Source organism: Pseudomonas sp. Z1-12 (genome assembly GCF_051132015.1).
Taxonomy (GTDB): domain Bacteria; phylum Pseudomonadota; class Gammaproteobacteria; order Pseudomonadales; family Pseudomonadaceae; genus Aquipseudomonas; species Aquipseudomonas zanjanensis.
Genome location: NZ_CP071647.1, coordinates 3,674,181 through 3,701,022 on the forward strand (window position 1 = coordinate 3,674,181; position 26,842 = coordinate 3,701,022).

Consider the following 26,842-nt stretch of genomic DNA (forward strand, 5'->3'; position numbering starts at 1 on the left):
GATGAACCTGTCCCCTCTCAATCGCCGTCGCTTCGAACTGTTCAAGGCCAACAAGCGTGGCTGGTGGTCGCTGTGGCTGTTCCTGGTCCTGTTCGGGTTGAGCCTGGGCGCCGAGCTGATCGCCAACGACAAGCCGTTGGTGGTGCATTACGACGACGGCTGGTACTTCCCGGCCCTCAAGCGCTACCCGGAAACCACGTTCGGCGGCGAATTTCCCCTGGAAGCCAACTACAAGAGCCCCTACATCCGTGAACTGCTGGCCGCCAAGGACGCCTGGGTGCTGTGGCCGCCGATCCCGTTCAGCTACCAGAGCATCAACTACGACCTGAAGGTCCCGGCCCCGGCCCCCCCTTCTGCCATGAATTGGCTGGGTACCGACGACCAGGGCCGCGATGTCCTCGCCCGGATCATCTACGGCTTCCGCATTTCGGTGCTGTTCGCCCTGACGCTGACGCTGCTCAGCTCGATCATCGGCGTGATCGCCGGCGCCCTGCAGGGTTTCTATGGCGGCTGGGTGGACCTGGCCGGCCAGCGCTTCCTGGAAATCTGGTCCGGGCTGCCGGTGTTGTACCTGTTGATCATCCTGGCCAGCTTCGTGCAGCCCAATTTCTGGTGGCTCCTGGGGATCATGCTGCTGTTTTCCTGGATGAGCCTGGTGGACGTGGTCCGCGCCGAGTTCCTGCGCGGGCGCAACCTGGAATACGTGCGCGCCGCGCGAGCACTGGGCATGCAGAACGGCGCGATCATGTTCCGCCACATCCTGCCCAACGCCATGGTCTCGACCATGACCTTCATGCCGTTCATCCTCACCGGCGCCATCGGCACCCTCACCGCCCTGGATTTTCTCGGCTTTGGCCTGCCGCCGGGCGCGCCGTCCCTGGGCGAGTTGGTGGCCCAGGGCAAGTCCAACCTCCAGGCGCCATGGCTGGGCATCAGCGCGTTCGCCGTACTGGCCTTGATGCTGAGCCTGTTGGTGTTCATCGGCGAGTCCGCTCGCGATGCCTTCGATCCGAGGAAGTGATATGAACCAGGACAATCTGATCGAAGTGCGCGACCTGGCGGTGGAGTTCGTTGTCGGCGAACGCCGCCAACGCGTGGTCGAGGGCGTGAGTTTCGATATCCAGCGCGGCGAAACCCTGGCCCTGGTGGGTGAAAGCGGCTCGGGCAAGTCGGTCACCGCCCACTCGATCCTGCGCTTGCTGCCCTACCCCCTGGCCCATCACCCCACCGGGACCATCCAGTACGCCGGCCAGGATTTACTGGGGCTGAAGGAAAAAACCATTCGCCATATCCGCGGCAACCGGATCGCGATGATCTTCCAGGAGCCGATGACCTCCCTCAACCCGCTGCACTCCATCGAAAAACAGATCAATGAAGTGCTCGGCATCCACAAGGGCCTGAGCGGCAAGGTCGCAACCCGCCGGACCCTTGAGTTGCTGGAACTGGTCGGCATTCCCGAGCCCCACAAGCGCCTCAAGGCCCTGCCCCACGAGTTGTCCGGCGGCCAGCGCCAGCGGGTGATGATCGCCATGGCCCTGGCCAACGAGCCGGAACTGCTGATCGCCGACGAGCCGACCACTGCCCTGGACGTCACCGTCCAGCTGAAAATCCTTCAATTGCTCAAGGAATTGCAGGCGCGCTTGGGCATGTCGCTGCTGTTGATCAGCCACGATTTGAACCTGGTGCGAAGAATTGCGCATCGCGTATGTGTCATGCAGCGCGGTTGCATCGTCGAACAGGCATCGTGTGAAGAGTTGTTCCGCGCGCCGCAGCATCCGTACACTCGGGAACTGCTGGGCGCTGAACCCAGCGGCACCCCGGCGAACAATGTCGTCGGCCCGCCGCTGTTGCAGGTAGAGGACCTGAAAGTCTGGTTCCCGATCAAGAAAGGCCTGTTCAAACGCACGGTGGACTACATCAAGGCCGTGGACGGAATCCGCTTCAGCCTGCCCCAGGGCCAGACCCTGGGCATCGTCGGCGAAAGCGGCTCCGGCAAGTCCACCCTGGGGCTGGCAATCCTGCGGTTGATCGGCAGCCAGGGTGGGATCCGCTTCGAAGGCAAGTCGTTGGACAACCTGACGCAGCAGCAAGTCCGACCGCTGCGCCGGGAGATGCAAGTGGTGTTTCAGGACCCCTTCGGTAGCCTGAGCCCACGGATGTGCGTCAGCCAGATCGTCGGCGAAGGCCTGCGGATCCACAAGATCGGCACCGAAGCCGAACAGGAACAAGCGATAATCGCGGCATTGAAGGAGGTAGGCCTGGACCCGGAAACCCGGAACCGCTACCCCCATGAATTTTCCGGAGGGCAACGGCAGCGTATCGCCATTGCCCGGGCCCTGGTGCTCAAGCCGGCGTTGATTCTGCTGGATGAACCAACGTCGGCGCTGGACCGTACCGTGCAACGCCAAGTGGTGGAGCTGTTGCGGTCGTTGCAAACCAAGTACAACCTGACGTACCTGTTTATCAGCCATGACCTGGCTGTCGTCAAAGCGCTGAGCCACCAGCTGATGGTGGTCAAGCATGGCCAAGTGGTCGAACAAGGTGATGCCCGCAGCATATTCGCCGCGCCGCAGCACCCCTATACACAGCAGTTGCTGGAGGCCGCCTTCCTGGCCCCAACAACTGCCGAATAACCTGAAAAGAGGAGCAACACATGGGTTTTCTCGCCGGTAAGCGCGTACTGATCGTCGGTGTCGCCAGCAAGCTGTCCATCGCATCCGGCATCGCCGCCGCCATGCATCGCGAGGGCGCTGAGCTTGCCTTCACTTATCAGAACGACAAACTCAAGGGTCGTGTCGAAGAGTTCGCACAAGGCTGGGGCTCGAGCCCTGAGCTGTGCTTCCCGTGCGACGTGGCCAGCGATGAAGAAATCGCCAAGGTCTTCCAAGAGCTGAGCAAGAAGTGGGACGGCCTGGACTGCATCGTGCACTCCGTGGGCTTCGCCCCGGGCGACCAACTGGACGGCGACTTCACCGAAGCCACCACCCGTGAAGGTTTCCGCATTGCCCATGACATCAGCGCCTACAGCTTCGTGGCCCTGGCCAAGGCCGGTCGCGAAATGATGAAAGGCCGCAACGGCAGCCTGCTGACCCTGTCGTACCTGGGCGCCGAGCGCACCATGCCGAACTACAACGTCATGGGCATGGCCAAGGCGTCCCTGGAAGCTGGCGTGCGCTACCTGGCCGGCTCCCTGGGCCCGGACGGCACCCGCGTCAACTGCGTATCGGCAGGCCCGATCCGCACCCTCGCCGCTTCCGGCATCAAGAACTTCCGCAAGATGCTGGCCGCCAACGAAGCGCAAACCCCGCTGCGTCGCAACGTCACCATCGAAGAAGTCGGCAACGCCGGCGCCTTCCTGTGCTCGGACCTGGCGTCGGGCATCAGTGGCGAAATCATGTACGTGGACGGCGGCTTCAACACCACCGCCATGGGTAATATCGAAGAGTAATCTTCATCCTGCAGCAAAAAAGCCGCTTGGCCTGGAAAGGGCAAGCGGCTTTTTTAGTTCAGCCTTTGTGGGGTGGACAACAGCACCAAAGCGAAGGAAAGAAGGAACAATAACGCCGCCAGTATCCCCGACACGGCATCATACAGATAAGCCAAGGAGACCATCCCGCCCAAGAGTGACGTTACGGCAAGAGAAGCATTGGCAAGCGCATGCACGCCAATACGCAGCTTTAAAGACCGACGCCTGAGAACTCTTTGAATGACGCTGCCTATTCCTGTCAGAGCCATGGATGCAGCTGTCAGCATTATCAACAAGACCAGGTAGATCGAAACAGCGGGTACACCTTGAGTATCGTTGGGGTCTCCAGGATTCTCCATCGCGCTGTCTGCCGGAAAGAAAAAAAGCATTGCAAAGGCAGTCAATACGCTAATGACAGCTACCCCCAGTTGCTTCTCGCTGCGCATCATGGTGAGTCACCTTGAAAAATTGATCGGAAGTTCGCCAGTAATTTTTATTTCGTAATCCTGTGCGCGAGCAACTCGCCCTACTTGGCGCAGCGCAGTGGTCGCTTTTTCATCAAATACCGCGCGATGGTTGCTGACATTCGCGTCATAGCGGTCCGAGAAAGCCTTGGCAATACCGGTGAACTTAAGACTACCTGATGTATTACGAGTCACCTGACCGGTAATTTGAAGCGTTATGTTTCCGAGATAAATCCTTGCGATATTTGAATCCTGAGCAGTGGAGTAAGGAACCTTCAGGTTGACGGTGGTCAACCCGATTCCCGCCGTGTTGATAATCGCCATCAAATCGGGAATTTTGTTCGGCGCAGGGCTGATTCCGATCCGGTCGAGTCGTACGCTTGCAGGTTTTCCCTTACCCAGCAACCAATGACCGATCGCTCTGAAAGGAGTAAAAACACCTCCCGAAAATTCCTGCTCGGCTGCCAGCTGTTCCGTGTTGGTTATCTTGGTTCCTTCTTTTATCCCGAGCTTCCAAGCGCTCGCAGTACCAAGCCCGGGATTTTTCAGCATTAGAAGATCTGCGCCATGTGCGACCTTCAGATCGCCAATGATGAAGCCGTCCAGTCCATAACGAACCGGTCGATTATTACGCATGGCTTCGAGATGACGCCCAAGCATTTGGGGCCAATGACCTCGTTCGTAAGCCACGTTGCGCTCTTGGATCATTTTTCCAATCATCGCCATTGGCGCAGGGTTTGGAAGACCTCTGCCACTTCCACGTGAGGTGCCAAATTCATCGGGATAAACAAATGTTGGAGGTAATTCGGTATTCATATGGGTACTTGCCAAGTCAAATAATGGACAACACTGCAGTTACGAACTGCATCGCACGATGCAAAAAATTCATTCTGCGTACTTCCCATACCCTTGGTGCGGTACATATCTATAGCGTTGCTTCTGACATCAGCGGCGAAATCATGTACGTGGACGGCGGCTTCAACACCACCGCCATGGGTAATATCGAAGAGTAATCTTCACGCGCACCACGCTTGAAAAACGCCGCTCGTCCTGGAAAGGGCAAGCGGCGTTTTTTATTGTCGATTGCCTGATTGCACCGCCATTCCCTGTGTGAGCGAGCTTGCTCGCGATAGCGGTATGTCGGTGATATGGCCCTGTGGCGAGGGAGCTTGCTCCCGCTCGGCTGCGCAGCAGTCGTGAACCGGCGGGCGCGGTGTGTCTGACGCTCCGCATTCGGCAGGTTTTGGGGCCGCTTCGCGCCCCAGCGGGAGCAAGCTCCCTCGCCACGGGATTGTCGACGACCTTAAGTGAACAATATGACCTGTGGGAGCGAGCTTGCTCGCGATGGCGGTGGGTCAGCTTGCATTGATATTGAATGTACCGACGCCTTCGCGAGCAAGCTCGCTCCCACAGGGATTAGCCTGTGCTAGCTGCGCAGCGCCTGTTTCTGCGCATACATCGCCGCATCGGCGTCAGCCAATAGATTGTCGATCGATTGATGGCGCTGGGCGTCGTACTCGATCTGGCCGACGCTGAACCGAATGTCATAGCCGCGCTGCAACTTCGCATTGCGCTCGTGAAGGATTTCCTGGAGCCGCGCCATGATCGTCGTTGTCTCGACATGGGAAGAACCCGTGAGCAGCGCCACGAATTCATCACCGCCCAGACGACCGATCACATCACTTTCGCGAAAGGCGATGCGCAGTACGTCGGCGAAAGTTTTCAGCGCGCTGTCACCCTCGGCGTGTCCATAGCGATCATTGATCGGCTTGAAGTCGTTGAGGTCGAAAAACAGCAGCGTCGCCGGTCGCGACAAGCGATCACACACACTCAACGCATGCTGGGCCAGCGTCCTGAAGCCGCGGCGATTGGACAACAGCGTCAGCTCGTCCATGCTCGCCATCTGCACCGCGACCATTTCCTGCTCGGCCATGCGCGCCAGGTCACGCAGCAGTTCGCGTTCCTCGTCATTGAGCCGGCGCGGCTTGGTGTCGAGCAGGCACAACGTGCCCAGCTTGCTGCCATCCTCCAACCCCAGCGGATGCCCTGCGTAGAAGCGAATGCCAGGCGTGTCCGTGACTAGCGGGTTGTCGTGGAAGCGCTCGTCCTGTTCCGCATCGCAGATCTCCAGGATCTGATCCTGCAAAATCGCATGCCCGCAAAACGAAACTTCCCGCGGGGTTTCGCTGGCCTCCAGGCCAGCGCTGGACTTGAACCACTGCCGGTTGGCGTCCACCAGCGACACCAGGGCGATGGGCACGTCAAACAGGCGTCGGGCAAGGCGGGTCAGGCGATCAAAGCGCTCTTCGGGTGCAGTATCGAGCAGTTTGAGCGAGTGCAGATTCTTGAGGCGAACGGCTTCGTTGTCCGGTTTACCTGGCGCAAGCATCGGGAACTCCATTGGCGGGACTGCTTGGAGTCTAGTCCAGGACCATGGCCCTTGAAGCCGAACAGCCAAATCCAACGGGCATTTGCCGGCCAGGGCTAATACACTGCCACTCAGGTTCACGACGAGGATGCTGACCGATGAAGCACGCCAACCCTGACGCCGCCCCACGCTTCTGGCGTGACGCGGCCCTGCCCTTCATCGAAGCCCGGGCCATCGACGATGGGCGCAAGGTCTGCTATTCGCGTCACTCCCATGACCACTTCTCCATCGGCGCGATCACCGGCGGGCGCAGTACCTATATCCACGAACGCTCGAGTTTCCAGGTGGAAAGCGGCACGGTGGTGCTGATGAACCCCGGCGATGTCCATGCCTGCAACCCGATCGACGATCAGCCCTGGTCCTACGTGATGTTGTACGTCGACACCCAGTGGCTCAGGGATCTGCAGCGCCGTATCGGCTTTGACGAAAACCTCGATTTCCAAGGGTTCGCCACCACCCACAGCCGCGACGCAGAGCTGTTTTCCGCGTTGGGACGGTTGTATGGGCAATTGGTGGGCGAGCAACTCGACACGGCCGGCAAGCACGCCGCCGCCGAGGCTTTTTTCATGGACCTGCAACAACGCCTCAACCCGGCCGGCCGTCCGGACCGGGGCAGTCATCCAGGGCTGATGCGTGCGGCGCAATTTATCCATGACCATTGCAGCGAAGCCTTGAAGCTCGAAGACATCTGCACCGCCGCGCAGTTGTCGCCGTCCTACCTGAGCCGAGCCTTCAAGCGCCATTACGGGATGACGCCCCACGCCTTCCTGGTCAACCGCCGGATCCAGTTTGCCCGGCGCCAATTGCGCGAAGGCAAGCTGATCGCCGACGTGGCGCTGGACAGCGGGTTTGCCGACCAGGCGCATTTCCAGCGCGCCTTCAAGCAACACCTGGCGGCGACGCCCGGGCAATATCGCGGCTGATACCGCAGACCGGAAATGGGGTGAGCCCCCCCTGTGGCGAGGGAGCTTGCTCCCGCTGGGCTACGCAGTAGCCCTCGATTCTGGGCGACTGCTGCGCAGTCGAGCGGGAGCAAGCTCCCTCGCCACAACAGCATCCCCGCCTCGAAAGAGCGGACCGCAGCCACAACAGCACGCCTTCTGCCATGCCCGAGTTACCGCCACTTCAGTTCACGGCAACAACAGATACACCGCACTCACCACCAACAACACCGCCATCGCGCGGTTGAACAGGCGCATGGTCGCCGGATTCCCCAGCCATGAGCGCAGGAAACTCCCGGCGTAGGCCCAGCAGCCCACCGAGACGTAGCAGATCACCAGGTAGATCGCCGCAAACTGCCACACCAGCCGCACCTCGCCATCGGCGACGAACGCGCCCATTCCCGCCACACAGGCCAGCCAGGCCTTGGGGTTGAGCCATTGCATCAGCGCGCCGTAGAGCATCGACGGCGCACGCCCCTCGTCCCGCCCTCCCAGCTCGCCATTGTCCATCGCCAGTTTCCAGGCCATGAACAACAGGAAGGCCACACCCGCCAGTTGCACCACGCGCGTAAGCCCCGGCCAACGCTGCAACACTTCATGCAACCCCAACCCCATCAAGACCAGCAGCAGGACAAACCCGAGGGTGGCGCCGGCCACGTGCCGCAACGTGGCCCGAAATCCGTAGCGGGCTCCGGAGCTGAGGGCGACGATATTGACCGGGCCCGGGGTAATGGAAGCCACCAGCGCAAAGGTCGCCATGGAAAATATCAAGCTCATCACATATCTTCTTCAGTTCAGGAACGAGTCCCAAAGGTAAAGGGGCCCGCTCCAGGGGTATTGAAGAAAACTGCCTTGTCGTCGAGCGTCACCGTCTATTTTTTTACGCAAACTTTACGCGGTAGCCGATTAACCAAATCGATACTGTGCGGCTCAATGGATCAGGCGTTTCTCATGTCGATTGCGGTTCTGCGTCTCATCGGTTTCATCCTCGGGATTTTCCTGATTACCCTGGCGATCAGCATGGCGATTCCGCTGTTCACGCTGATGTTTTACGAGCGCAACGATGACTTGTCGGCGTTCCTTTGGTCGAGCCTGATTACCTTCGTGTGTGGTATCGCCCTGGTCGCCCGTGGACGACCGGAACATGTCCACATGCGCCCCAGGGAAATGTACCTGTTGACCACCGCCAGTTGGGTGGTGGTCTGCGCCTTCGCCGCCCTGCCGATGGTATTCATCCAGCACATCAGTTACACCGATGCATTTTTCGAGACGATGTCGGGCATCACGACCACCGGCTCGACCATCCTCACCGGGCTGGATACGGCATCCCCCGGCTTGTTGATCTGGCGCTCGATGCTGCATTGGCTCGGCGGCATCGGCTTTATCGGCATGGCCGTGGCGGTCCTGCCGCTGCTGCGGGTCGGCGGCATGCGGTTGTTCCAGACCGAATCATCGGACTGGTCGGAAAAAGTCACGCCGCGCTCTCACGTCGCGGCCAACTACATTCTTTGGATCTATGTCGCGCTGACCGCCTTCGCGACCTTGGCGCTGTGGCTGGCCGGCATGACCCCCTTCGAGGCGATCAACCATGCGATGTCCTTGATCTCCACTGGCGGTTTCTCTACATCCGACTCTTCCCTGGCGCACTGGACGCAACCGGCCATTCACTGGGTATCAGTCGTTGTCATGATGGCGGGATCGCTGCCCTTTACGCTGTATGTCGCGACACTGCGGGGCAACAGGCGCGCATTGCTCAAGGATCAGCAGGTTCGGGGCTTCATTGGATTTTTGGTCGTTACCTGGCTCGTGGTCGGTACCTGGCTGAGCCTGAACAGTGATCATGGTTGGTGGGACGCGGTCCGCATCGTGGCCGTCAATGTCACGTCTGTCGTCACCACCACGGGCGTGGCGTTGGGTGACTACACGCTGTGGGGCAGTTTCGCCCTGTTGTTGTTCTTCTACTTGACGTTCGTGGGTGGTTGCTCGGGATCCACGGCCGGCGGGTTGAAAATCTTCCGTTTCCAAGTCGCCGGGGCACTGCTGATGGGCAGCCTGAAGCAATTGATCCACCCTCGGGCGGTGATCCGGAAAAAATACAACAACCACCCCATCGATGAAGAAATCGTCCGCTCGCTACTGACCTTTTCGTTTTTCTTCACCATCACGATTGGGGCCATTGCCCTGGGCCTGGCGCTGATCGGCCTGGATTGGACAACCGCCCTGACCGGCGCCGCCACCGCGGTGTGCAACGTGGGCCCAGGCTTGGGCAACATCATCGGGCCAGCCGGCAACTTCTCGACCCTGCCCGATGCAGCAAAATGGCTGTTGACCATCGGCATGCTGCTAGGGCGATTGGAAATCCTGACGGTGCTGGTGTTGTTCACCCCGGTGTTCTGGAAATATTGAACACGATGGGCATGCATAACTGACAGACGAAAAAAAGCCGCGACACCTTGCAGGTATCGCGGCTTGTTCGGGCGATCAGCGATCGTTCTTGATCGAAGAGCTGGTCGCGTTGGTCAGGCCCTTGGTGTTGTGGGTGCCTGGCGTGGCAGTGGAAATCGCCGACGCCTTGGTCAGGCCGCGCGTATCACGGTCCTTGGCGATGGTCGACGTCAACGAAGCCTTGCTGGTACGGTCGGTGCGGGTGGCACCGGTGTGCTTGCCGCTCACGCCATGGTCCCGGGTGCGGGTACGAGTGCCGGTGTGGTCGCTGGCCAATCCTTTGCCAAGGCCGCGGGCGTCGCCCGACTTGTCATGGCCCTGGCCACCGCCAATGCCAGCACCGTGGCCGCCGCCATTACCCCCACCGTTTCCTCCGCCGTGACCGCCACCACCGCCATTGCCGCCACCACCGCCGCCGCCATTGCCCGCGGCATAGCTCGAACCGATCGGCGACAGGTCGGCCGGCAACAAGGCCAAGGCACCGAACGCCAAGGCACAGACAGCAACGGCAATCAGGGATTTCTTATGTTTGGACATGATGTCTCCGAAAGACAAAAACAGCGGGTAAACCTTTAAGACTCGAAGGTTCAACTTTTGTTCGCGACCACCCGACAAACAACCGGAAAATTCACTGTCGATTTTTCGGTGGAGTCGTCCAGGGCACGGTTCTATGCTCTGCCTCATGAACCTACACGACTCGCTGCTCCCGCCCCATGCCGAGATGGTCCGAGCCATGCTCGAACGAGACACCGCCTACGAGGGGGTGTTCTTCACTGCGGTCAAGACCACCGGCATCTTCTGTCGCCCCAGTTGCACGGCGCGCAAGCCGAAACCGGAAAACGTGGAATTCTTCGCCCACGCCGACGAAGCGATGTCGGCCGGTTACCGCGCCTGCCTGCGCTGCAAGCCGCTGGACGCTGCTGCCATTGCGCCGGACTGGATCCAAGCCCTGCTCAAGGCGGTGGACGCCGAACCCGACCTGCGCTGGACCGACGCCTTGCTGCTGGGGCAAGGCGTCGAACCGCTGAAACTGCGCCGCTGGTTCAAACAACATTTCGGCATGACTTTTCACGCCTACCTGCGCACCCGTCGCCTGGGCATTGCCTTGGGCGGTATCAAGGACGGCACTTCCATCGACAATGCCGCGTTCGATTCCGGCTATGAATCGTTGAGTGGGTTTCGCGACGCCTTCGTCAAATCCTTCCACATCACGCCGGGCCGCGCGGCCCTCAGCGAACCCTTGTTGTTCACCCGCCTGACCACGCCATTGGGGCCGATGCTGGCCATGGCCGAACGACGGGGCCTTGTGCTGCTGGAGTTCCTCGACCGTCCGGCCCTGACCAAGGAGCTGGAAGAACTGCAGCAGCGCTACGGCTACACGGTCGCGCCAGGGCACAACGCTCACCTGCAACAGATCGAAACCGAACTGGCCGAATATTTCGCCGGCAAACTCACGACGTTCACCGTCCCGCTGCACATGCCCGGCAGTGCATTCGCCATACGAGTCTGGGCTGAACTGCAAAAAATTCCCTACGGCGAAACCCGCAGCTACGGCGGCATCGCCACGGCCCTGGGCAGCCCGGGTGCCAGCCGCGCCGTGGGCTTGGCCAACGGGCAGAATCGCCTGGCCATCGTCATTCCCTGCCACCGGGTGATCGGTGCGGATGGCTCGTTGACCGGCTATGGTGGCGGCCAGCCGCGCAAGGCGTTTCTGTTGCGGCTGGAAAAAGCCGCGATGCAGGTTTCGCTGCCCCTGGCGTTTTGAGCGCCCCGGAGAATGAATACCTGATGCCCGTGCCCTACCACGACGCCAGCGCCTTCCTGGCCAATCTCGACGAAGACTGGCGACGGCACGTCGAGACGATCGGCCCTTGCCTGCTGCAACCCAAGCCGGCCCGGGATCCCTATGAAGCCTTGCTCCGGGCGATTGCCTACCAGCAACTGCACGCCAAGGCAGGCGATGCGATCCTGGGTCGACTGCTGGCGTTGTTCCCGGCGCAGACCTTCCCCTCCCCCACGCAGATCCTGGCGACAGACGTTGCGCAACTGCGCAGTTGTGGGTTTTCCGCCAGCAAGATCGCAACCATCCAGGGTATCGCCCAAGCGACCCTGGACGGGGTGGTGCCGGACTACGCCACGGCGCGGGCAATGGAAGACGAAGCGTTGATCGAGCGCCTGGTCAGCCTGCGCGGCGTCGGGCGCTGGACCGTGGAAATGCTGCTGATCTACAGCCTGGAGCGGCCCGACATCCTGCCGGCCGATGACTTTGGCGTGCGCGAGGGGTATCGACGGCTCAAGGGCTTGGCGCAACAGCCCAGCCGCAAGCAGATGATCGACATCGGCCTGGCCTGGAGTCCTTATCGGACGGTGGCGGCGTGGTATTTGTGGCGGGTGCCCAAGTGATGGTGGCTTTACCGACGCCTTCGCGAGCAAGCTCGCTCCCACAGGGGATCTGCTGGGTACGCGTCATCTGTGTTCACTGAGATTAAATGTGGGAGCGAGCTTGCTCGCGATGGCGTCCGCCTGGCAGCCAACAATCCAGGGCCAACCGTCTAGGCTGTCATGAACATCCCAACCCAACTGGAGGTTCCCATGCAGCTAGAAGGATCCTGCCACTGCGGCGCCGTGTCGTTCAGCCTGGCCTGTGCCCACCCCTACCCTTATCAACGTTGCTACTGCTCGATCTGCCGCAAGACCCAGGGCGGCGGCGGTTATGCAATCAACCTGGGGGGCGATGCCCGAAGCTTGAAAGTGCATGGTCGCAAGCACATCTCGATCTACCATGCGCGGCTAAAGGACGACGGCGATAAGCGCGCCCACCGCAGCAGTGCCGAGCGGCATTTCTGTTCCCTGTGTGGATCGGGGCTGTGGCTGTTCAGCTCCGAATGGCCGGAGCTGGTGCACCCGTTCGCTTCAGCCATCGACACGCCGCTGCCGGTACCGCCGGAGCATACCCACTTGATGCTCGGGTCCAGGGCACCGTGGGTGGAGGTCGAGGCGCATAAGGGCGACCAGCAGTTCGAGGTCTACCCCGAAGAGTCGATTGCCCAATGGCATGAACGCCTGGGCTTGACCGGTTGAGAGGCAGCGCTGCAGAAGGCCTCATCGTCGGAACGCCGCCCGGAGCAAGCTCGCTCCCACAGGGGGCGTGTGGGTTTCCTAAATCCACTGTGGGAGCGAGCTTGCTCGCGATGGCGTCAGGACAAACGGCCCTATGCCGCAGGCACACCACTGTGGAAGCGAAATTCCACATCCGGCGATTCGATCAGTTCCCGCTCGGCCTCACGGACCTTGTCGATCACCTGGGCGATGTCCTTGGCATCGCCATACTGGTAAGCCAGTTTCAGGTACCCCTGGAAATGCCGCGCTTCACTTTTCAGCAAACCGAAGTAGAACTTGCCCAACTCCTCGTCCAGGTGCGGCACCAGGGCCTCGAAACGCTCGCAACTGCGGGCTTCGATGAAGGCGCCGACGACGAGGGTGTCTACCAGTTTGACCGGCTCGTGGCTGCGTACCACTTTGCGTAGCCCCGAGGCATAACGGCCGGCGGAGAGCTGGCGCAAGCCGATCTTGCGCTTTTTCATCAGGCGCATGACTTGCTCGTGGTGCACCAGCTCTTCCCGGGCCAGGCGCGACATCAGGTTGATCAGGTCGACGTGGGAATGGTACTTGGCGATCAGGCTCAGGGCGGTGCTGGCCGCCTTGAATTCGCAGTTCTTGTGGTCGATCAGCAACGTTTCCTGGTCGGCCAGCGCGGCCTGGACCCAGGCATCGGGGGTGCGGCAACCAAGGAATTCGTGGATTTCGGGAAGATTCATGGGGCTCACGGGCAAAGGTAGTCGAGCGAAGGGCGCCGATTATACCGGCCTGCCCCCAGACCACCAGTCACTGCCGTTGATATGCATCAAGTCGACGACACACCCACAGCCACTAGACTGCCCCACAAGAACTAGACTGCCCACAACAACTATAGTTGAGCAACGCCAGCCTTTTCATTGGAGAACGCCGATCATGCAAGCCATTCGCAGCATCCTGGTGGTCATCGAGCCCGAACATGCGGAAAGCCTGGCGCTCAAGCGCGCCAAACTGATCGCCGGGGTGACCCAGGCCCACCTGCACCTGTTGGTGTGCGACAGGAAACATGACCATGCCGGCCTGCTCGGCGTGCTCAAGAGCGCATTGCTGGCCGACGGCTACAGCGTCACCACCGAGCAGGCGTGGAACGAAAGCCTCTACGAAACCATTATCGACGTGCAACAGGCTGAAGGTTGCGGGTTGGTGATCAAACAGCATTTCCCCGACAGCCCATTGAAAAAGGCCCTGCTGACCCCGGCGGACTGGAAACTGCTACGCCATTGCCCGACCCCGGTGCTGCTGGTGAAAACCGCCGGTTCCTGGAAAGACAAGGTGATCCTCGCCGCCGTCGATGTGGGCAATGCCGACGGCGAGCATCGCCACCTGCATTCCACCATCATCGACCATGGCTACGACATCGCCCTCCTCGCCAAGGCGCACCTGCATGTGATCAGCGCCCATCCCTCGCCAATGCTCTCGTCCGCCGACCCGACCTTCCAGCTCAAGGAAACCATCGAGGCCCGCTACCGCGAGCAATGCCGGGCGTTCCAGGCCGAATTCGACATCGACGACCAGCACCTGCACATCGAAGAAGGCCCGGCGGATGTCTTGATTCCGTACATGGCGCGCAAGCTGCAGGCGGCGGTGACGGTCATCGGCACCGTGGCCCGCTCGGGGTTGTCCGGGGTGCTGATCGGCAACACCGCCGAGGCTGTGCTCGACACGCTGGAAAGCGATGTACTGGTGCTCAAGCCCCAGGAGGTGGAGGATCATCTGGTGGAGTTGGCGGTCAAGGAATGAAGTTTTTGTTGTCCTCAAGATCGCCATCGCGAGCAAGCTCGCTCCACAGGGAATTTGTGGGCTTCCCGAGTCCAGTGTGGGAGCGAGCTTGCTCGCGATGCCTTTAAAGCTCAGCCGCCAATCGCATCCTTCAGGAACCCCGGCGCGATGTAACGCTGGTAGTGGGCTTCGGACAGAAGGAAAAACTCCCGATCAATGGCATCGCGCAGGTCCGGCAGTTCCCAATCGCGAAATTCCGGCATCAACACCATGCCGTAGGCTTCCAGGTTATTGATCACCCGCGCGCCCCGGGCGATCAACTGATAGGCCCAGCAGTATTCCGACTGGTGCGGCACGAAGCGGATCTTGCGTGACTCCAGTTGCTGGCGCAGCAATCCGGGGTCGAAAACCTCCAACTTGGCCACCATCACCTGCACCAACAGCTGTTCGAGCCGCATCCACACCGCGCGTTTTTCCTCCTCGTTGTAGCCGTTCCAGTGGATCACTTCATGATGGAACCGCTTGCAGCCACGGCACACCAGGTCACCGTAGACAGTGGAGCAAAGGCCGACGCAAGGGGTCTTGATGAGCTGGTTGGGCATAAGGAAACGCACACGCAAAAACAGGACAGGCCGGCATGTTAGCCCTTTGTCTAAGATTGATCACCCCTCAAACTTCCCGGCCCAACTTACCTTTAATTTTTTTTTCCCGTAGAATCAGCCAGCCTTTTAAGGCGCCAATGTCCGTTAGAAGCTGTTTTCAAAGCGTCACGAGCACAGTCGTTCCTTCAGAGCGGTGTTGGCGAAGGGTCTTTCCAGCGGGGAAAGCCCAACGCCAACCCTCATCAGCTCCCGTTCTGCAGGCGTAAAACTTTGAAAGCAGCTTCTGTGAGGAACTCCGGCAACTCTGGCGTGGAGGCCCAAAAAGCCCCCTGACGCGCATGAGTGCCGTGAGTTTCTGGATGAGCGTCCCGGACACCCATTTGGGACCACTGATGAGGGTAATAACTGTGCTTGAAGCCTACCGCAAACATATCGAAGAGCGTGCAGCCCTGGGTATCGTTCCCCAGCCGCTTAACGCCGAACAAACCGCAGGCCTGATCGAGCTGCTGAAAAATCCTCCGGCTGGCGAAGAAGCTTTCCTCGTTGACCTGATCACCAATCGCGTTCCGCCTGGAGTCGACGAAGCCGCCTACGTCAAGGCCGGTTTCCTGTCCGCCCTGGCCAAGGGCCAGGCCCAATCCCCTCTGCTGGACAAGAAGCGTGCCGTCGAACTGCTCGGCACCATGCAGGGCGGCTACAACATCGTGACCCTGGTGGAGCTGCTGGACGACGCCGAGCTGGCGCCAGTCGCCGCCGAAGAACTCAAGCACACCCTGCTGATGTTCGATGCCTTCCACGACGTGGCTGAGAAAGCCAAGAACGGCAACGTTCACGCCAAGGCCGTGCTGCAATCCTGGGCTGACGGCGAGTGGTTCAAGAAGCGCCCGGTACTGGCCGACAAGATCAGCCTGCGCGTGTTCAAGGTCACCGGCGAAACCAACACCGACGACCTGTCCCCTGCCCCGGACGCCTGGTCCCGCCCGGACATCCCGCTGCACGCCCTGGCCATGCTGAAAATGGCCCGTGACGGCATCGTTCCGGACGAGCAAGGCAAGACCGGCCCGATGAAGCAGATCGAAGAAATGCGCGGCCAGGGCTTCCCGATCGCCTACGTCGGTGACGTGGTCGGTACCGGCTCCTCGCGTAAATCGGCCACCAACTCGGTGCTGTGGTTCTTCGGCGACGACATTCCCTACGTGCCGAACAAGCGCGCTGGCGGTTTCTGCTTCGGCAGCAAGATCGCTCCGATCTTCTACAACACCATGGAAGATGCCGGCGCACTGCCTATCGAGTTCGACGTGTCGAACATGAACATGGGCGACGTGATCGACCTGTACCCCCATGCCGGCAAGGTCTGCAAGCACGGTACCGACGAAGTCATCACCACCTTCGAAATGAAGACCCCGGTGCTGTTGGATGAAGTCCGCGCTGGCGGCCGTATCCCGCTGATCATTGGCCGTGGCCTGACCGAGAAGGCTCGCGCCGAACTGGGCCTGCCAGCGTTCGACCTGTTCAAGAAGCCAGAAGCACCGGCTGAAAGCACCAAGGGTTTCACCCTGGCGCAGAAGATGGTTGGCAAGGCTTGCGGCCTGGCAGAAGGCCAAGGCGTACGCCCTGGTACTTACTGCGAACCGAAAATGACCACCGTGGGTTCCCAGGACACCACCGGTCCAATGACCCGTGACGAACTGAAAGACCTGGCGTGCCTGGGCTTCTCGGCTGACCTGGTGATGCAGTCCTTCTGCCACACCGCGGCCTATCCGAAGCCGATCGACGTGACCACCCACCACACCCTGCCTGACTTCATCATGACCCGCGGCGGCGTTTCCCTGCGTCCGGGCGACGGCATCATCCACTCGTGGCTGAACCGCATGCTGCTGCCAGACACCGTGGGTACCGGCGGTGACTCCCACACCCGTTTCCCGATGGGCATCTCGTTCCCGGCCGGTTCCGGCCTGGTCGCGTTCGCCGCTGCCACCGGCGTCATGCCGCTGGACATGCCGGAATCGATCCTGGTGCGCTTCAAAGGCAAGATGAAACCTGGCATCACCCTGCGTGACCTGGTTCATGCCATTCCGTACTTCGCCATCCAGAACGGTCTGCTGACCGTCGAGAAGAAAGGCAAGAAAAACGCCTTCTCCGGCCGCATCCTGGAAATCGAAGGCCTGGAAGGCTTGACCCTGGAACAGGCTTTCGAACTGTCCGACGCCTCGGCCGAACGTTCGGCTGCCGGTTGCACCATCAAGCTGTCGAAAGAGTCGATCACCGAGTACCTGCAATCGAACATCACCTTGCTGCGCTGGATGATCGGCGAAGGCTACGGTGATGCACGTACCCTGGAACGTCGCGCCCAAGCGATGGAAGCCTGGATCGCCAACCCGCAACTGATGGAAGCCGATGCCGACGCCGAATACGCCGAAGTCATCGAAATCGACCTGGCCGACATCAGCGAGCCTGTGCTCTGCGCGCCGAACGATCCGGACGACGCCCGTCTGCTGTCCAGCGTTGCTGGCGAGAAGATCGACGAAGTGTTCATCGGTTCGTGCATGACCAACATCGGTCACTTCCGCGCTGCCGGTAAGCTGCTGGAGCAGGTCAAGGGCCAGCTGCCAACCCGCCTGTGGCTGTCGCCACCGACCAAGATGGACGCTCACCAGCTCACCGAAGAAGGCTACTACGGCATCTACGGCAAGGCCGGTGCACGGATGGAAATGCCAGGCTGCTCGCTGTGCATGGGTAACCAGGCACGCGTCGAGCCGAACTCCACCGTGGTGTCGACGTCGACCCGTAACTTCCCGAACCGTCTGGGTGACGGCGCGAACGTCTACCTGGCTTCGGCCGAACTGGCGTCCGTTGCGTCGATCCTGGGTCGCCTGCCGACCGTCGAGGAGTACATGGAATACGCCGGCAAGATCGACAGCATGGCAGCGGACGTGTACCGCTACCTGAGCTTCGACCAGATCGCCGAGTTCCGTGAAGCGGCTGCAAACGCCAACATCCCGGTCGTTCAAGCCTAACGCTTAAAACGCCCGACTAAAAACGCCGCCCTTCTTGTGAGGGGCGGCGTTTTTTTATGACTTGTTTATTTCGATGCCCGGCGAGCCACCGCCTTCGCGAGCAAGCTCGCTCCCACATTGAATCTTCAGCGAACACAAAATTCATATACACCGCAAAACCTGTGGGAGCGAGCCTGCTCGCGAAGAGGCCGGCCCATCCAACATCTTCATCGACTGTGACATGGCCTTCGCGAGCAGGCTCGCTCCCACAAAAAACAGGTCACGCCAAGAAGGAATAGACCAACGCTGTAATCGCCACCAACCCCACCAACACCACAAAGACATTGGAAGTCTGACCGCGATAACGGGCCATGGCCCGGACTTTGCGGATGGCGTACATCGGCATCAGGAACAGGATGGCCGCGATGACCGGGCCGCCCAGGGTTTCGATCATGCCCAGGATGCTCGGGTTGAGGGTGGCGACGATCCAGCACACCACCAGCATGAACGCTGCGGTGAGGCGGTCCAGGGTCTTGGGGGCCGGGCGCCGGCCGCTCTTGACGATCAGGCCCTTGAGGCCTTCGCTGGCGCCGATGTAGTGCCCCAGGAACGATTTGGAAATGGCAACAAACGCAATCAGCGGCGCGGCAAAGGCGATGGTCGGGTTGCTGAAGTGGTTGGCCAGGTACGACAGGATCGACAGGTTCTGCGCCTTGGCCTCGGCCAGTTGCGCCGGGGTCAGGGTCAGCACGCAGCTGAACACGAAGAACAACACCATCACCACCATCAGCACATGGGCGCGCGACAGGATCTGCGAACTGCGTTCCTCGGCGTTATCGCCATAGCGACGTTTCTGGTCCACCGCAAACGCCGAGATGATCGGCGAATGGTTGAACGAGAACACCATCACCGGGATTGCCAGCCACAAGGTATGCAACAACGCCGAAAGTGCAGGCGGCGTCGACGCCGTGGTCAGGATGCCGCCGCTCCAGTGGGGAATCAGGAACACCGCCAGGAACAGCAGCGCCACGATGAACGGATAGACCATCAGGCTCATGGCCTTGACGATCGCCTGCTCGCCGCAGCGGACCACCGCCAGCAGGCCCAGGATCAGCACCAGGGACAGCACGACCCGAGGGGGCGGCTGGATGTGCAACTGATGCTCCAGGAAGCTGCCCACCGTGTTGGTCAGCGCCACGCTATAGATCAGCAGGATCGGGAAAATGGCAAAGAAGTACAAAAGCGTGATCAGCGCGCCGGCCTTGAGACCGAAATGCTCCTCAACCACCTCAGTGATGTCCGCGCCATCACGACCGGACAACACGAAACGGGTCAGGCCCCGGTGGGCATAAAACGTCATGGGGAACGCCAGCAACGCCAGGATCAGCAGCGGCCAAAAACCGCCCAGGCCCGCGTTGATCGGTAAGAACAGAGTGCCTGCACCGATGGCGGTGCCAAACAGACCCAACATCCAGGTGGTGTCCTGGCGACTCCATTGGCTGAGGGTGGCTGGGACTGTCGTTTCAAAGCGCTCTTCGACGCTATTGGCCTGATCATTCATCCGGTCGGATCTCCGTTTTCCGGTCACATGCACCCGGCCAGGACGAGTCGGAAAACCCCGACAGGCAGCGCCCTGGCCGAAACAGGGGCGCGATTGTCCGGGATTAGCGAGCAGAAGCAAAGACTTAGCTGAGGAGCGGTTATGCGGATCAGATGGCTGTCATGAAAATGGTCCCGTATTTCCCTGTCTTCCCTGTCTTCCCTGTCTTCCCTGTGGGAGCGAGCTTGCTCGCGATAGGCGGAGGATCAGCCGACATTCATGCTGGATGTGCCATCGCATCGCGAGCAAGCTCGCTCCCACAGTTGCCGCCAGAGCCAGGCCGGCTGTCAGGCCGCCTCGCGAGCAAGCTTTGCTCCCAAAGACAAGAGGATCCAAAAAATGAATCCAAAAAGCCCAAGCTCCCCCTGCCCTCGACTCCTACAATCAGGTTGAATACCTGATGTTCGACAAAGCGCCCACAGGAGCCCAGCATGACCGCAACCGTTCTGGTACTGGTTGAAACCGTCAATGAATACCTGCCGATTCTCGAGCGGCAGGGTTACCACTTGGAATTGGCGCCCACGCCGGCCGAACGCAAGACAGCGATCTTCGAACACGGTGAACGCTTCAGCGCAGTGCTGACCCGCGGCCCCCTGGGTCTGACGGCGGAAGAAATCGCCGCCCTGCCCAACCTGCAGATCATCTGCGTGATCGGCGCCGGCTACGAGCAGGTAGACCTGCAGGCCGCACGCAACCGGGGCCTCGTGGTGACCAACGGCGCCGGGGTCAACGCGTCGTCGGTGGCCGACCATGCCATGGCGCTGCTGCTGGCGCTGGTGCGTGACATTCCCCGGGCCGACGCGAGTGTGCGCCGGGGCGAGTGGGCCAAGGTCATGCGCCCCTCCCTGGCCGGCAAGCGCCTGGGTGTGCTGGGCCTGGGCGCGGTGGGCATGGCGATTGCCAAGCGGGCCGCCCTCGGCTTCGACATGAGCGTCAGCTACCATAACCGGCGGATGCGCAACGACGTGCCGTACACCTTCTGCGCCACGCCCACGGAGCTGGCCCGGGTCTCGGACTTTCTGATCGTCGCCACGCCCGGCGGCCTGGACACCCGGCAATTGATCAACAAACAGGCCCTTGATGCCCTCGGCCCCCATGGTTTCCTGGTGAACATCGCTCGCGCCAGCGTGGTCGCCACCACCGACCTGATCCACGCCCTGGAACATCGACGGATCGCCGGAGCCGCCCTGGACGTGTTCGACCACGAACCCGAGGTGCCAGACGCGTTGAAACACCTGCCCAACGTCGTGCTGACCCCCCATGTGGCCGGCCTGTCGCCGGAAGCGACGCGGGACACTGTGGAACTGGTGGGCCAGAACCTGAACGCATTCTTTTCCGGCAAACCGGTGCTGACGCCGGTGCCGCTACCCGAACCGCAGCCTTAAAGCACCCCTAGCAGCGTCCACAACCGCCGGGACTCGGCATCGGCACTGATCAGTTCACCCAGCAGCTCGCTCAGCGGCTTGTTGCCCCACTCCACCCCGCGCCGGATCAGGTAGGGCACCGGGCTGTGGGGCTCGGTGCGGGCCAGGTAACCGGCGATCACCAGCAACTGTCGGTAGGCCTCTTCACGATTGGCCGGCTCCTGGAAGACCTGGGCCACTGCCGCCTGTGGCTGGGATGTCGGTGACGTAGCCGCCGGGGCCGTTTGCACCGGCACGACGGTGGGTTGCTGTGGGTGCATCGCGATGAACTCCTCTACCAATGTCAGCAACGCCTGCATCACGTCCTGCAAGGATTTGTAACCCGGCGCCAGGCTGCCCAGGTAAGCGTCGCTCCAGGCTTCGAGCCGTTGCAGGTGCTGCAGGCTCAACATCAGGCTGCCCTGGCGATGCAACCAGAACGACAAGGGTGTGCCGCGAATCAGTTCGCTGAGTTTCTTGTGATCGTTGCGCGCCGCCTCCGCCGAGGCCTTGGCGTTCTTGCTGTCGTTGACCAACACCTGCTGGCGCTGCAAGCGTTGCCAGTCGTCCAGGCAGAAACTGGCGAACGTCGGGTCCCGGCCATCGAGCAATGGCACCCGTGTCAGCAGCACTTCGCTGTAGCGACGGGCCAGCCATTCCAGCGGAATCACCCGCCACGACTGGTCGCCTTCGTCGGCTTGGGGGTGCAACTGCTCCGGATAGCGCTCGCACAGCCCCGCCACCAGCGCCAGGCTGCCCGGGAGTCCCTCCAGCCCGGCCATGTGCAGCCAGGCCTCCCCCAGCCAGGCGCTGATCATCAGGTCCTTGCTGCGCTCCAGCAACAGCGTGCTCGCGAGCCGTTCCAGGTCCGGCCACAGGGCGCGCTTGATCGAAGACTGCCACACGCCGGTGGGCAGGCTGGTGTCGTCCTCCCGACGCAATTCGCGCAACTGATCGTATTCCGGTTCGTAGCGCAGGTCCTGGCCACAGGGCGATTCGGCGCTGATCGGCTCAAGCAACTGAGTGACCAATTCCGGCAAAGGCGATATCGGCAAGCTCACAGGCCCTCCTCACGGGTGGCGATGGCGGGGCTCGATGAGGTCGCCATGAAGGGTGAACGGGGGGCCCGCGTCGGCAGCGGCGGGATCGACAACGGCAGCTTGGAGCCCTGGCTCATCAACGACAGGCGCACGAACATCAGTGTCCGCTCCGCCGTGCGCGCCTGGGTCTGGGCAGTGACTGGCAATTGCAGGGCCAGGGGAAAATCGGTGTAGTCGACGTTCGGTTGGCGCTGGGCTGACGCCTGGGAGCGCATCAACCGCAGCAATGACCAAGGCCCTTGGTATTCCCAGCCCGCCTCCAGGTCGCGCACCACCAGGTTCGGTTGCAAGGGGTCGTTGGCCGGACGCTGGTAACCGTTGCGGGCCCAGCGCAAGGTCAGGCTCACGGGCTGCCCCACCATCCACCGCAGGTTCTGCTGATCACCGCCGGGGTAGCGGATCTGCTGGTTGCCGGCGTTCAGGCCCCAGGCAATCACCTGGTCGGCGCCGCGCTCTTCATCCCGATCGGTCCGCCAGCGTACGTCCATCTCCACGCCAAGAATGCCGCTCTTGTCCCGTACGAACAGCGGTCCGAGCCAGGTCCCGGCCTGTTTCAAACGGTTGAGGAAATCCTCGGCCGCGAGCCGGTCCGGCGTCTGACTCAACGCCAACCCGGCCTGGGCCAGGGGCAGGCGTGTGTCGATCAACGCCAGCAAGTGTTGGACCCGCGCCGGGTCGGCATCGCTGGCCCGTACATCCTGGGCAAACGGAAAGCGCCCGGCCAGGTATTGATTGAAATAGTTGGCCAGGTCATTCCAGGCGGTCGCCGCCTGGTCCTGCTGCAAGTACAGGCAGCGCTGCAGGGCGCCCTGCTGCAAGGCAATCGTGCGCTGGGCAAGGTCACCGCGCCCGCTGGGCAGGCTGGCGGTCTGCAAGATCTGCGCGCAGGACGCGGTGTCCATGGCGATAAAGTCGCGGCTCACCAATTGCTCCAACTGGGCCGCCGAGCTGGCCGGGTTCTGGTTCTTGTACTTGAGCAACTCATCGTTGAGGGCCATGAAGCGCGCCACCTGATCGTGCTCCAGGGCCGACAGGTTGTCCTGCTGGACGATCAGCCATTCCAGGGCAGGCATTCGCTGCTCGGCGGCCTGCAGCATCACGCCGAATTGCTGGCTCAGGCTCAGCTTCAAGTCTTGTGGATCGCTGGCACCGTAGAGCTGCAAGCCGAAGTTCTTCGAACCGTCCCAGCGTTGGATATCGGCCCGCTGGCTGAACAGCGGCTGGGCATCGATTTCGTCCAGGCCACTCTTGATCTGCGCCAACGCCCGGCGATTGAGCAGACGCTGGAAGCGGATCGCCAGGTCGCCGCGGTGCACATCCATGAAGGCTTTTTGCAGTGCCACGGCCTGGGCCGTCTGCACATTGAAACCCATGCCGGGCAATGACGCGTCGCTTTCGTCCAGGCTCAGCCACATGGCCCGTGCCGCAGCACCTTCGGCGGCCTGCATCAGCGCGTCACGGTAATCCGGCGGAATGCGCGGCAGCTCCTCACTGGCATAGCTCTTGTAACTGGCGAAGTAGTTCAGGGCGACGCTAAAATCATCGCTGCCATCGCCCTGGCCCATCGCATCGGGGTTGCTGTCCGACGGATCCTTCTGCATCGCCAACGCCACGAAATCGCGCTTGAACAGTGCCTGCACCGCACCGTCCAGCGCCGTGACATGGTCTTGCAAGACCAGCAGGCCGCTGCCCTGCTGCACCAACAGGTTGTCCCGGGAACCGGTCTGGACAATCCACTGATCACGAAAACTCTGCTGCAACTTCGCCGCCTGGCTCTCCAGGTCCTGCTCGATATCCGGCCCCAGCAAAGCACTGTGGCTGACCTTGTCGAGCATCTGGCTGTAACCGGGCACCAGGTCCTGGCCCTTGCCTCGACCCCAGGCTGAATTGGTCAAGCTGACCAACGTCTGTAAATCGTCGATCAGCGCCATCAGGTCTTCAAGCTCACTCAAGGAGTTGCCGCTGCCGGCCTCCAGCCGTTGCAGGTGCAGCTTGAGGTAACCGGCCTGGCGCACGAAGTTGTCCGCCAGGAAGTAATGGTCCAGCCAGCGCTGCATCAGGCCGGTGAAATTATCGGAGACCACTGGGCGAGCAGCGTTCAGATCCAGCCCTTTCAAGTCGCTGTTCTGGGCGTCGAACAGCACTCGGTTGTAGAAGTGTGCGCGGCTCAAGGTGCCGGTGTTGAGGCCCAGGGACAAGGCGGTGTTGCTCAGTTGCACCAGTTCGTCCAGGGGCGCCTTGGGATCGTTTACCACTTGGCTGAACAGTTGGTTGTGCTGTTCCAGGCGTACCGCCAGGTCCACCAGCGCCTTGGCTTTCACGTAGCTCTGCCATTGCGCCGGGTCTTCGCTCTCGACGTTGCCCCGCCGCTCGGTGTTGCGGATGGACTTGAGTTGCTCCAGGTCTGAGTTGAGCAGGTCCCGCAGCGGCAATATCCAATGATGCCGGGCGGTCAGGCGCAAGCCATTTTCCAGTTGTGTGTCCACGGAAGAGAACCACGAAGTCGGAAAGACCACCGAGACGAAGCGCCAGCGCGGGGCTTTTTCCAACACGTTCCAATAGTTCTGCACGTTGTGCCGGGTCGGCTCCAGTTGCGGCTCGTCAGGGTCAACCACGAGGTGGTTCTTATGGGCGCTGAGGATCAACCGCGACAGTCCCTCGGCTTCTTCCACTGAATCGTGCCAGACCCAGACCATGCTCCCCAGCCATACCAGCCCTACCACCATTGCTACCACCGCGACCAAGCGATGCCCGCGTTGGCGCAAGCGCAACATCCGTGGCACCGGCTGGGCCAGGCCCCGTTCGGCCACCAATCGCCGCGACCACAACTGCCGGGCGAATACGGTTTGCCGTTGGGCGTTGTCGGAGGCGGTGAACCCGTCGCCGCTGAGGGAAGGTGCCTGGCTGGCGGTGAAATACACCCCACGAAAACGCGGCGCCTCGCCTTGGGCATTGCCCTGGAATACCGGCTCCAGCAGGATCTGCAAAGCCCGCCGCAAGCCTTCGAAACGCTCCGGCAAGCCATAAAGATCGGTACTCAGTTGCCCCGACAGCGCACCGATCTCGATGATCGACTGCGACAGCGCGGCGTTGACCTGGTCCAGGGCCTGGTCACTCCACTGCGACTGCCACGCCGCGTCCGGCAAATACGGCGACGACCAGCCCAGCATCGACTCGCGCGCCTCGGCGGGCAGCGCGCTGACCAGTTCCTGGAACCCGGGCAGTTCTTCCATCCCGGTGATCACGACATACACTGGCAGGCTGAGGCCGAAGCGTTGCAACAGATCGATGAAACAGCGCCGGACCTTGAGGCTCAGCTCGGTGGTGTGTTCGATGTCATCGAGGGTGCTGAACGGCACGGTCCAGATCACCGCATCCAATGGCCGCTTGCTGCGCAAGCGCAACATCAGCCCGAGCAGGCGCCACCAATTGCCCCGTTGCCGGTTCATGCCCTCATCGGGCAGAAACAGCGCCTGGGGCACCACCAAGGCCGCGCCGTCGGCATCGCAAAACCAGCGCCCGAACCAGGCCGCCTTCTCGGTCGGTTGCAAGCGCCACTGGGCGCATAACTGGGCACCGTCGGTTTCGTTGCCGAGCATCATCACCCAGGGCATCTGATAGCGGTCGCGAGTGCCCTGCTCCTGCTCCATGTGGCGCACCGCCCCATAGAAACTGCGGATCGCCGCCCCGCCCTGGGTCCGCAGCCACCAGACCAGGGCCGCAATCAACAGCACCACGACAACGGCGAGCAACACCAGGGCAACGAGACTGAACATACTCATGAGTCCTGCTCCTGGACCACCGACTCGCCCAGTTGCAGCACGGGTTCGAGCTCCAGGCGAATGTCACGCCAGAACACCTGTCCCAGGCCGGTGAGCAACAACACCATCGCCAGGATCGCCAACCCCAGCCGCAAGCCGTCCGGCAACGACTGCTGCACCGGCATCCGCACCGGCGGCACCGCCGAAGACAGCGCCAGGCGTTGGCTGACATCGACATAATCGGGCTCGTGTTGCCAGGCGAAGGTGAACAGCGCCCCGCGCCATTTGGCCTGCTGAAGCTGGCCGGGTTCGCCACGCAATCGCCCTTGGAAGCCGAGGATCAGGCATTGCAGGTAGACATTCGCCAGGTCCCGGGTGCCGGGCATCTGCTCATCCAGCAATTTCTTGATCGCCGCCGGCAAGCGCTCGCCGGCCTGGCGACTGGCGTACATGCGCGATTCGAGGGGGTGCTGCTGCCAAGCCAATTGCCCAGGCCAGGGGCTGAACAGCAGGGTTTCGTCCACCAACGCCACGAAGGCATAGACCAGCGCCTTGACCTGCTCGGTGGCCGCATCGCCGACAGTGGCGAAGGCTACCCGCCACAGACGCTGGGCGCTGCGCCCGGAAAACTCCACCACCCGATTGACCAACACCGCAGGGTCGCTGTCCTTGGGCAAGTCCTGCCATTCCTGGGACCACTTCAGCCAGGCCTGGCGAAAAGCGCTGCTCAGCGGCGCCTCATGCAGACTCCGAACCGCCCCGCCACTTCCGTCTGGCATACG

At 61.5% G+C, this 26,842-nt stretch carries 22 protein-coding genes and 1 pseudogene; 12 read left to right on the forward strand and 11 right to left on the reverse strand.

Annotation, left to right across the window (positions count from 1 at the left end):
* Position 1: 1 nt before the first annotated feature.
* The 3 genes from J3P85_RS15530 to fabI are packed head-to-tail and all read left to right on the forward strand — an operon-like array spanning position 2 to position 3,448.
* Positions 2-1,021, forward strand: coding sequence for an ABC transporter permease (locus tag J3P85_RS15530; protein WP_434702274.1), 1,020 nt, complete (start codon positions 2-4; stop codon positions 1,019-1,021).
* A gap of 1 nt (position 1,022) precedes the next feature.
* On the forward strand, positions 1,023-2,633 hold the full coding sequence (locus J3P85_RS15535) for an ABC transporter ATP-binding protein (protein ID WP_434702275.1): 1,611 nt from the start codon (positions 1,023-1,025) through the stop codon (positions 2,631-2,633).
* A gap of 20 nt (positions 2,634-2,653) precedes the next feature.
* Positions 2,654-3,448 carry an enoyl-ACP reductase FabI gene (gene fabI / locus J3P85_RS15540; protein WP_186704859.1) on the forward strand — a complete coding sequence of 265 codons (795 nt, stop codon included), beginning with the start codon at positions 2,654-2,656 and terminating at the stop codon, positions 3,446-3,448.
* 53 nt (positions 3,449-3,501) lie between these two features.
* Here the strand turns inward: fabI and J3P85_RS15545 are convergent, their stop codons facing one another.
* Both J3P85_RS15545 and J3P85_RS15550 read right to left on the reverse strand, forming a co-directional pair.
* Positions 3,502-3,915, reverse strand: coding sequence for a hypothetical protein (locus J3P85_RS15545; protein ID WP_434702276.1), 414 nt, complete (start codon positions 3,913-3,915; stop codon positions 3,502-3,504).
* Between the two features lie 6 nt (positions 3,916-3,921).
* The gene (locus J3P85_RS15550; RefSeq protein ID WP_434702278.1) at positions 3,922-4,746 is read right to left on the reverse strand and encodes a lipid II-degrading bacteriocin; all 825 of its coding nucleotides are present in this window, start codon (positions 4,744-4,746) and stop codon (positions 3,922-3,924) included.
* Between the two features lie 119 nt (positions 4,747-4,865).
* Here J3P85_RS15550 and J3P85_RS15555 point away from each other — a divergent pair.
* Positions 4,866-4,943, forward strand: a pseudogene (locus J3P85_RS15555) (hypothetical protein); the annotation flags it as partial.
* Positions 4,944-5,356: 413 nt separating this feature from the next.
* Here the strand turns inward: J3P85_RS15555 and J3P85_RS15560 are convergent.
* On the reverse strand, positions 5,357-6,319 hold the full coding sequence (locus J3P85_RS15560) for a diguanylate cyclase (RefSeq protein WP_434702279.1): 963 nt from the start codon (positions 6,317-6,319) through the stop codon (positions 5,357-5,359).
* A 137-nt stretch (positions 6,320-6,456) separates the two neighbouring features.
* On the opposite strand from J3P85_RS15560, the gene J3P85_RS15565 reads away from it, so the two are divergent.
* Positions 6,457-7,281 (forward strand): AraC family transcriptional regulator, encoded by an 825-nt coding sequence (locus tag J3P85_RS15565; protein ID WP_434702280.1) that lies wholly within the window; start codon positions 6,457-6,459, stop codon positions 7,279-7,281.
* 207 nt (positions 7,282-7,488) lie between these two features.
* Here J3P85_RS15565 and J3P85_RS15570 read toward each other — a convergent pair whose 3' ends face one another.
* Positions 7,489-8,076, reverse strand: a complete 588-nt coding sequence (locus J3P85_RS15570; RefSeq protein ID WP_434575951.1) for a LysE family translocator — start codon at positions 8,074-8,076, stop codon at positions 7,489-7,491.
* A 174-nt stretch (positions 8,077-8,250) separates the two neighbouring features.
* On the opposite strand from J3P85_RS15570, the gene J3P85_RS15575 reads away from it, so the two are divergent.
* Positions 8,251-9,705, forward strand: coding sequence for a TrkH family potassium uptake protein (locus J3P85_RS15575; RefSeq protein ID WP_434702282.1), 1,455 nt, complete (start codon positions 8,251-8,253; stop codon positions 9,703-9,705).
* Between the two features lie 75 nt (positions 9,706-9,780).
* On the opposite strand, the gene J3P85_RS15580 is transcribed toward J3P85_RS15575, so the two are convergent.
* Positions 9,781-10,281, reverse strand: a complete 501-nt coding sequence (locus tag J3P85_RS15580) for a hypothetical protein (RefSeq protein WP_434702283.1) — start codon at positions 10,279-10,281, stop codon at positions 9,781-9,783.
* 145 nt (positions 10,282-10,426) lie between these two features.
* Between J3P85_RS15580 and J3P85_RS15585 the strand changes: the two genes are divergently transcribed.
* From J3P85_RS15585 to J3P85_RS15595, 3 genes are all read left to right on the forward strand, one after another.
* Positions 10,427-11,509: a bifunctional transcriptional activator/DNA repair enzyme AdaA gene (locus tag J3P85_RS15585; RefSeq protein ID WP_434702284.1), complete on the forward strand. Its 1,083-nt coding sequence runs from the start codon at positions 10,427-10,429 to the stop codon at positions 11,507-11,509.
* 23 nt (positions 11,510-11,532) lie between these two features.
* The gene (locus J3P85_RS15590) at positions 11,533-12,147 is read left to right on the forward strand and encodes a DNA-3-methyladenine glycosylase family protein (protein ID WP_434702286.1); all 615 of its coding nucleotides are present in this window, start codon (positions 11,533-11,535) and stop codon (positions 12,145-12,147) included.
* Between the two features lie 189 nt (positions 12,148-12,336).
* A complete protein-coding gene (locus tag J3P85_RS15595) occupies positions 12,337-12,825 on the forward strand; it encodes a GFA family protein (RefSeq protein WP_434702287.1) in 489 nt (162 codons plus the stop codon).
* A 131-nt stretch (positions 12,826-12,956) separates the two neighbouring features.
* Here J3P85_RS15595 and J3P85_RS15600 read toward each other — a convergent pair whose 3' ends face one another.
* Entirely contained in the window at positions 12,957-13,562 is a 606-nt protein-coding gene (locus J3P85_RS15600) for a tRNA-(ms[2]io[6]A)-hydroxylase (protein ID WP_186704851.1), read from the reverse strand.
* A gap of 193 nt (positions 13,563-13,755) precedes the next feature.
* Between J3P85_RS15600 and J3P85_RS15605 the strand changes: the two genes are divergently transcribed.
* A complete protein-coding gene (locus J3P85_RS15605; protein WP_186728522.1) occupies positions 13,756-14,619 on the forward strand; it encodes a universal stress protein in 864 nt (287 codons plus the stop codon).
* A gap of 110 nt (positions 14,620-14,729) precedes the next feature.
* On the opposite strand, the gene J3P85_RS15610 is transcribed toward J3P85_RS15605, so the two are convergent.
* Positions 14,730-15,200, reverse strand: coding sequence for a DUF1289 domain-containing protein (locus J3P85_RS15610; protein ID WP_109756018.1), 471 nt, complete (start codon positions 15,198-15,200; stop codon positions 14,730-14,732).
* 407 nt (positions 15,201-15,607) lie between these two features.
* On the opposite strand from J3P85_RS15610, the gene acnB reads away from it, so the two are divergent.
* Positions 15,608-18,217, forward strand: a complete 2,610-nt coding sequence (gene acnB, locus J3P85_RS15615) for a bifunctional aconitate hydratase 2/2-methylisocitrate dehydratase (protein ID WP_092348756.1) — start codon at positions 15,608-15,610, stop codon at positions 18,215-18,217.
* 259 nt (positions 18,218-18,476) lie between these two features.
* Here the strand turns inward: acnB and J3P85_RS15620 are convergent, their stop codons facing one another.
* Positions 18,477-19,757: a serine/threonine transporter gene (locus J3P85_RS15620; protein ID WP_434702288.1), complete on the reverse strand. Its 1,281-nt coding sequence runs from the start codon at positions 19,755-19,757 to the stop codon at positions 18,477-18,479.
* Between the two features lie 470 nt (positions 19,758-20,227).
* On the opposite strand from J3P85_RS15620, the gene J3P85_RS15625 reads away from it, so the two are divergent.
* Entirely contained in the window at positions 20,228-21,181 is a 954-nt protein-coding gene (locus tag J3P85_RS15625; RefSeq protein ID WP_434702290.1) for a 2-hydroxyacid dehydrogenase, read from the forward strand.
* Here J3P85_RS15625 and tssA read toward each other — a convergent pair.
* From tssA to J3P85_RS15640, 3 genes are read right to left on the reverse strand one after another with little or no spacing between them, the layout of a single operon-like run.
* Positions 21,178-22,260: a type VI secretion system protein TssA gene (tssA, locus tag J3P85_RS15630; RefSeq protein ID WP_434702291.1), complete on the reverse strand. Its 1,083-nt coding sequence runs from the start codon at positions 22,258-22,260 to the stop codon at positions 21,178-21,180. The genes J3P85_RS15625 and tssA overlap by 4 nt on opposite strands.
* On the reverse strand, positions 22,257-26,081 hold the full coding sequence (locus J3P85_RS15635) for a type VI secretion system protein (protein ID WP_434702292.1): 3,825 nt from the start codon (positions 26,079-26,081) through the stop codon (positions 22,257-22,259). Before J3P85_RS15635 ends, tssA begins: the two co-directional genes overlap by 4 nt.
* Positions 26,078-26,839, reverse strand: a complete 762-nt coding sequence (locus J3P85_RS15640) for a DotU family type IV/VI secretion system protein (RefSeq protein ID WP_434702293.1) — start codon at positions 26,837-26,839, stop codon at positions 26,078-26,080. The genes J3P85_RS15635 and J3P85_RS15640 overlap by 4 nt, the downstream gene beginning before the upstream one ends.
* Positions 26,840-26,842: the final 3 nt, after the last annotated feature.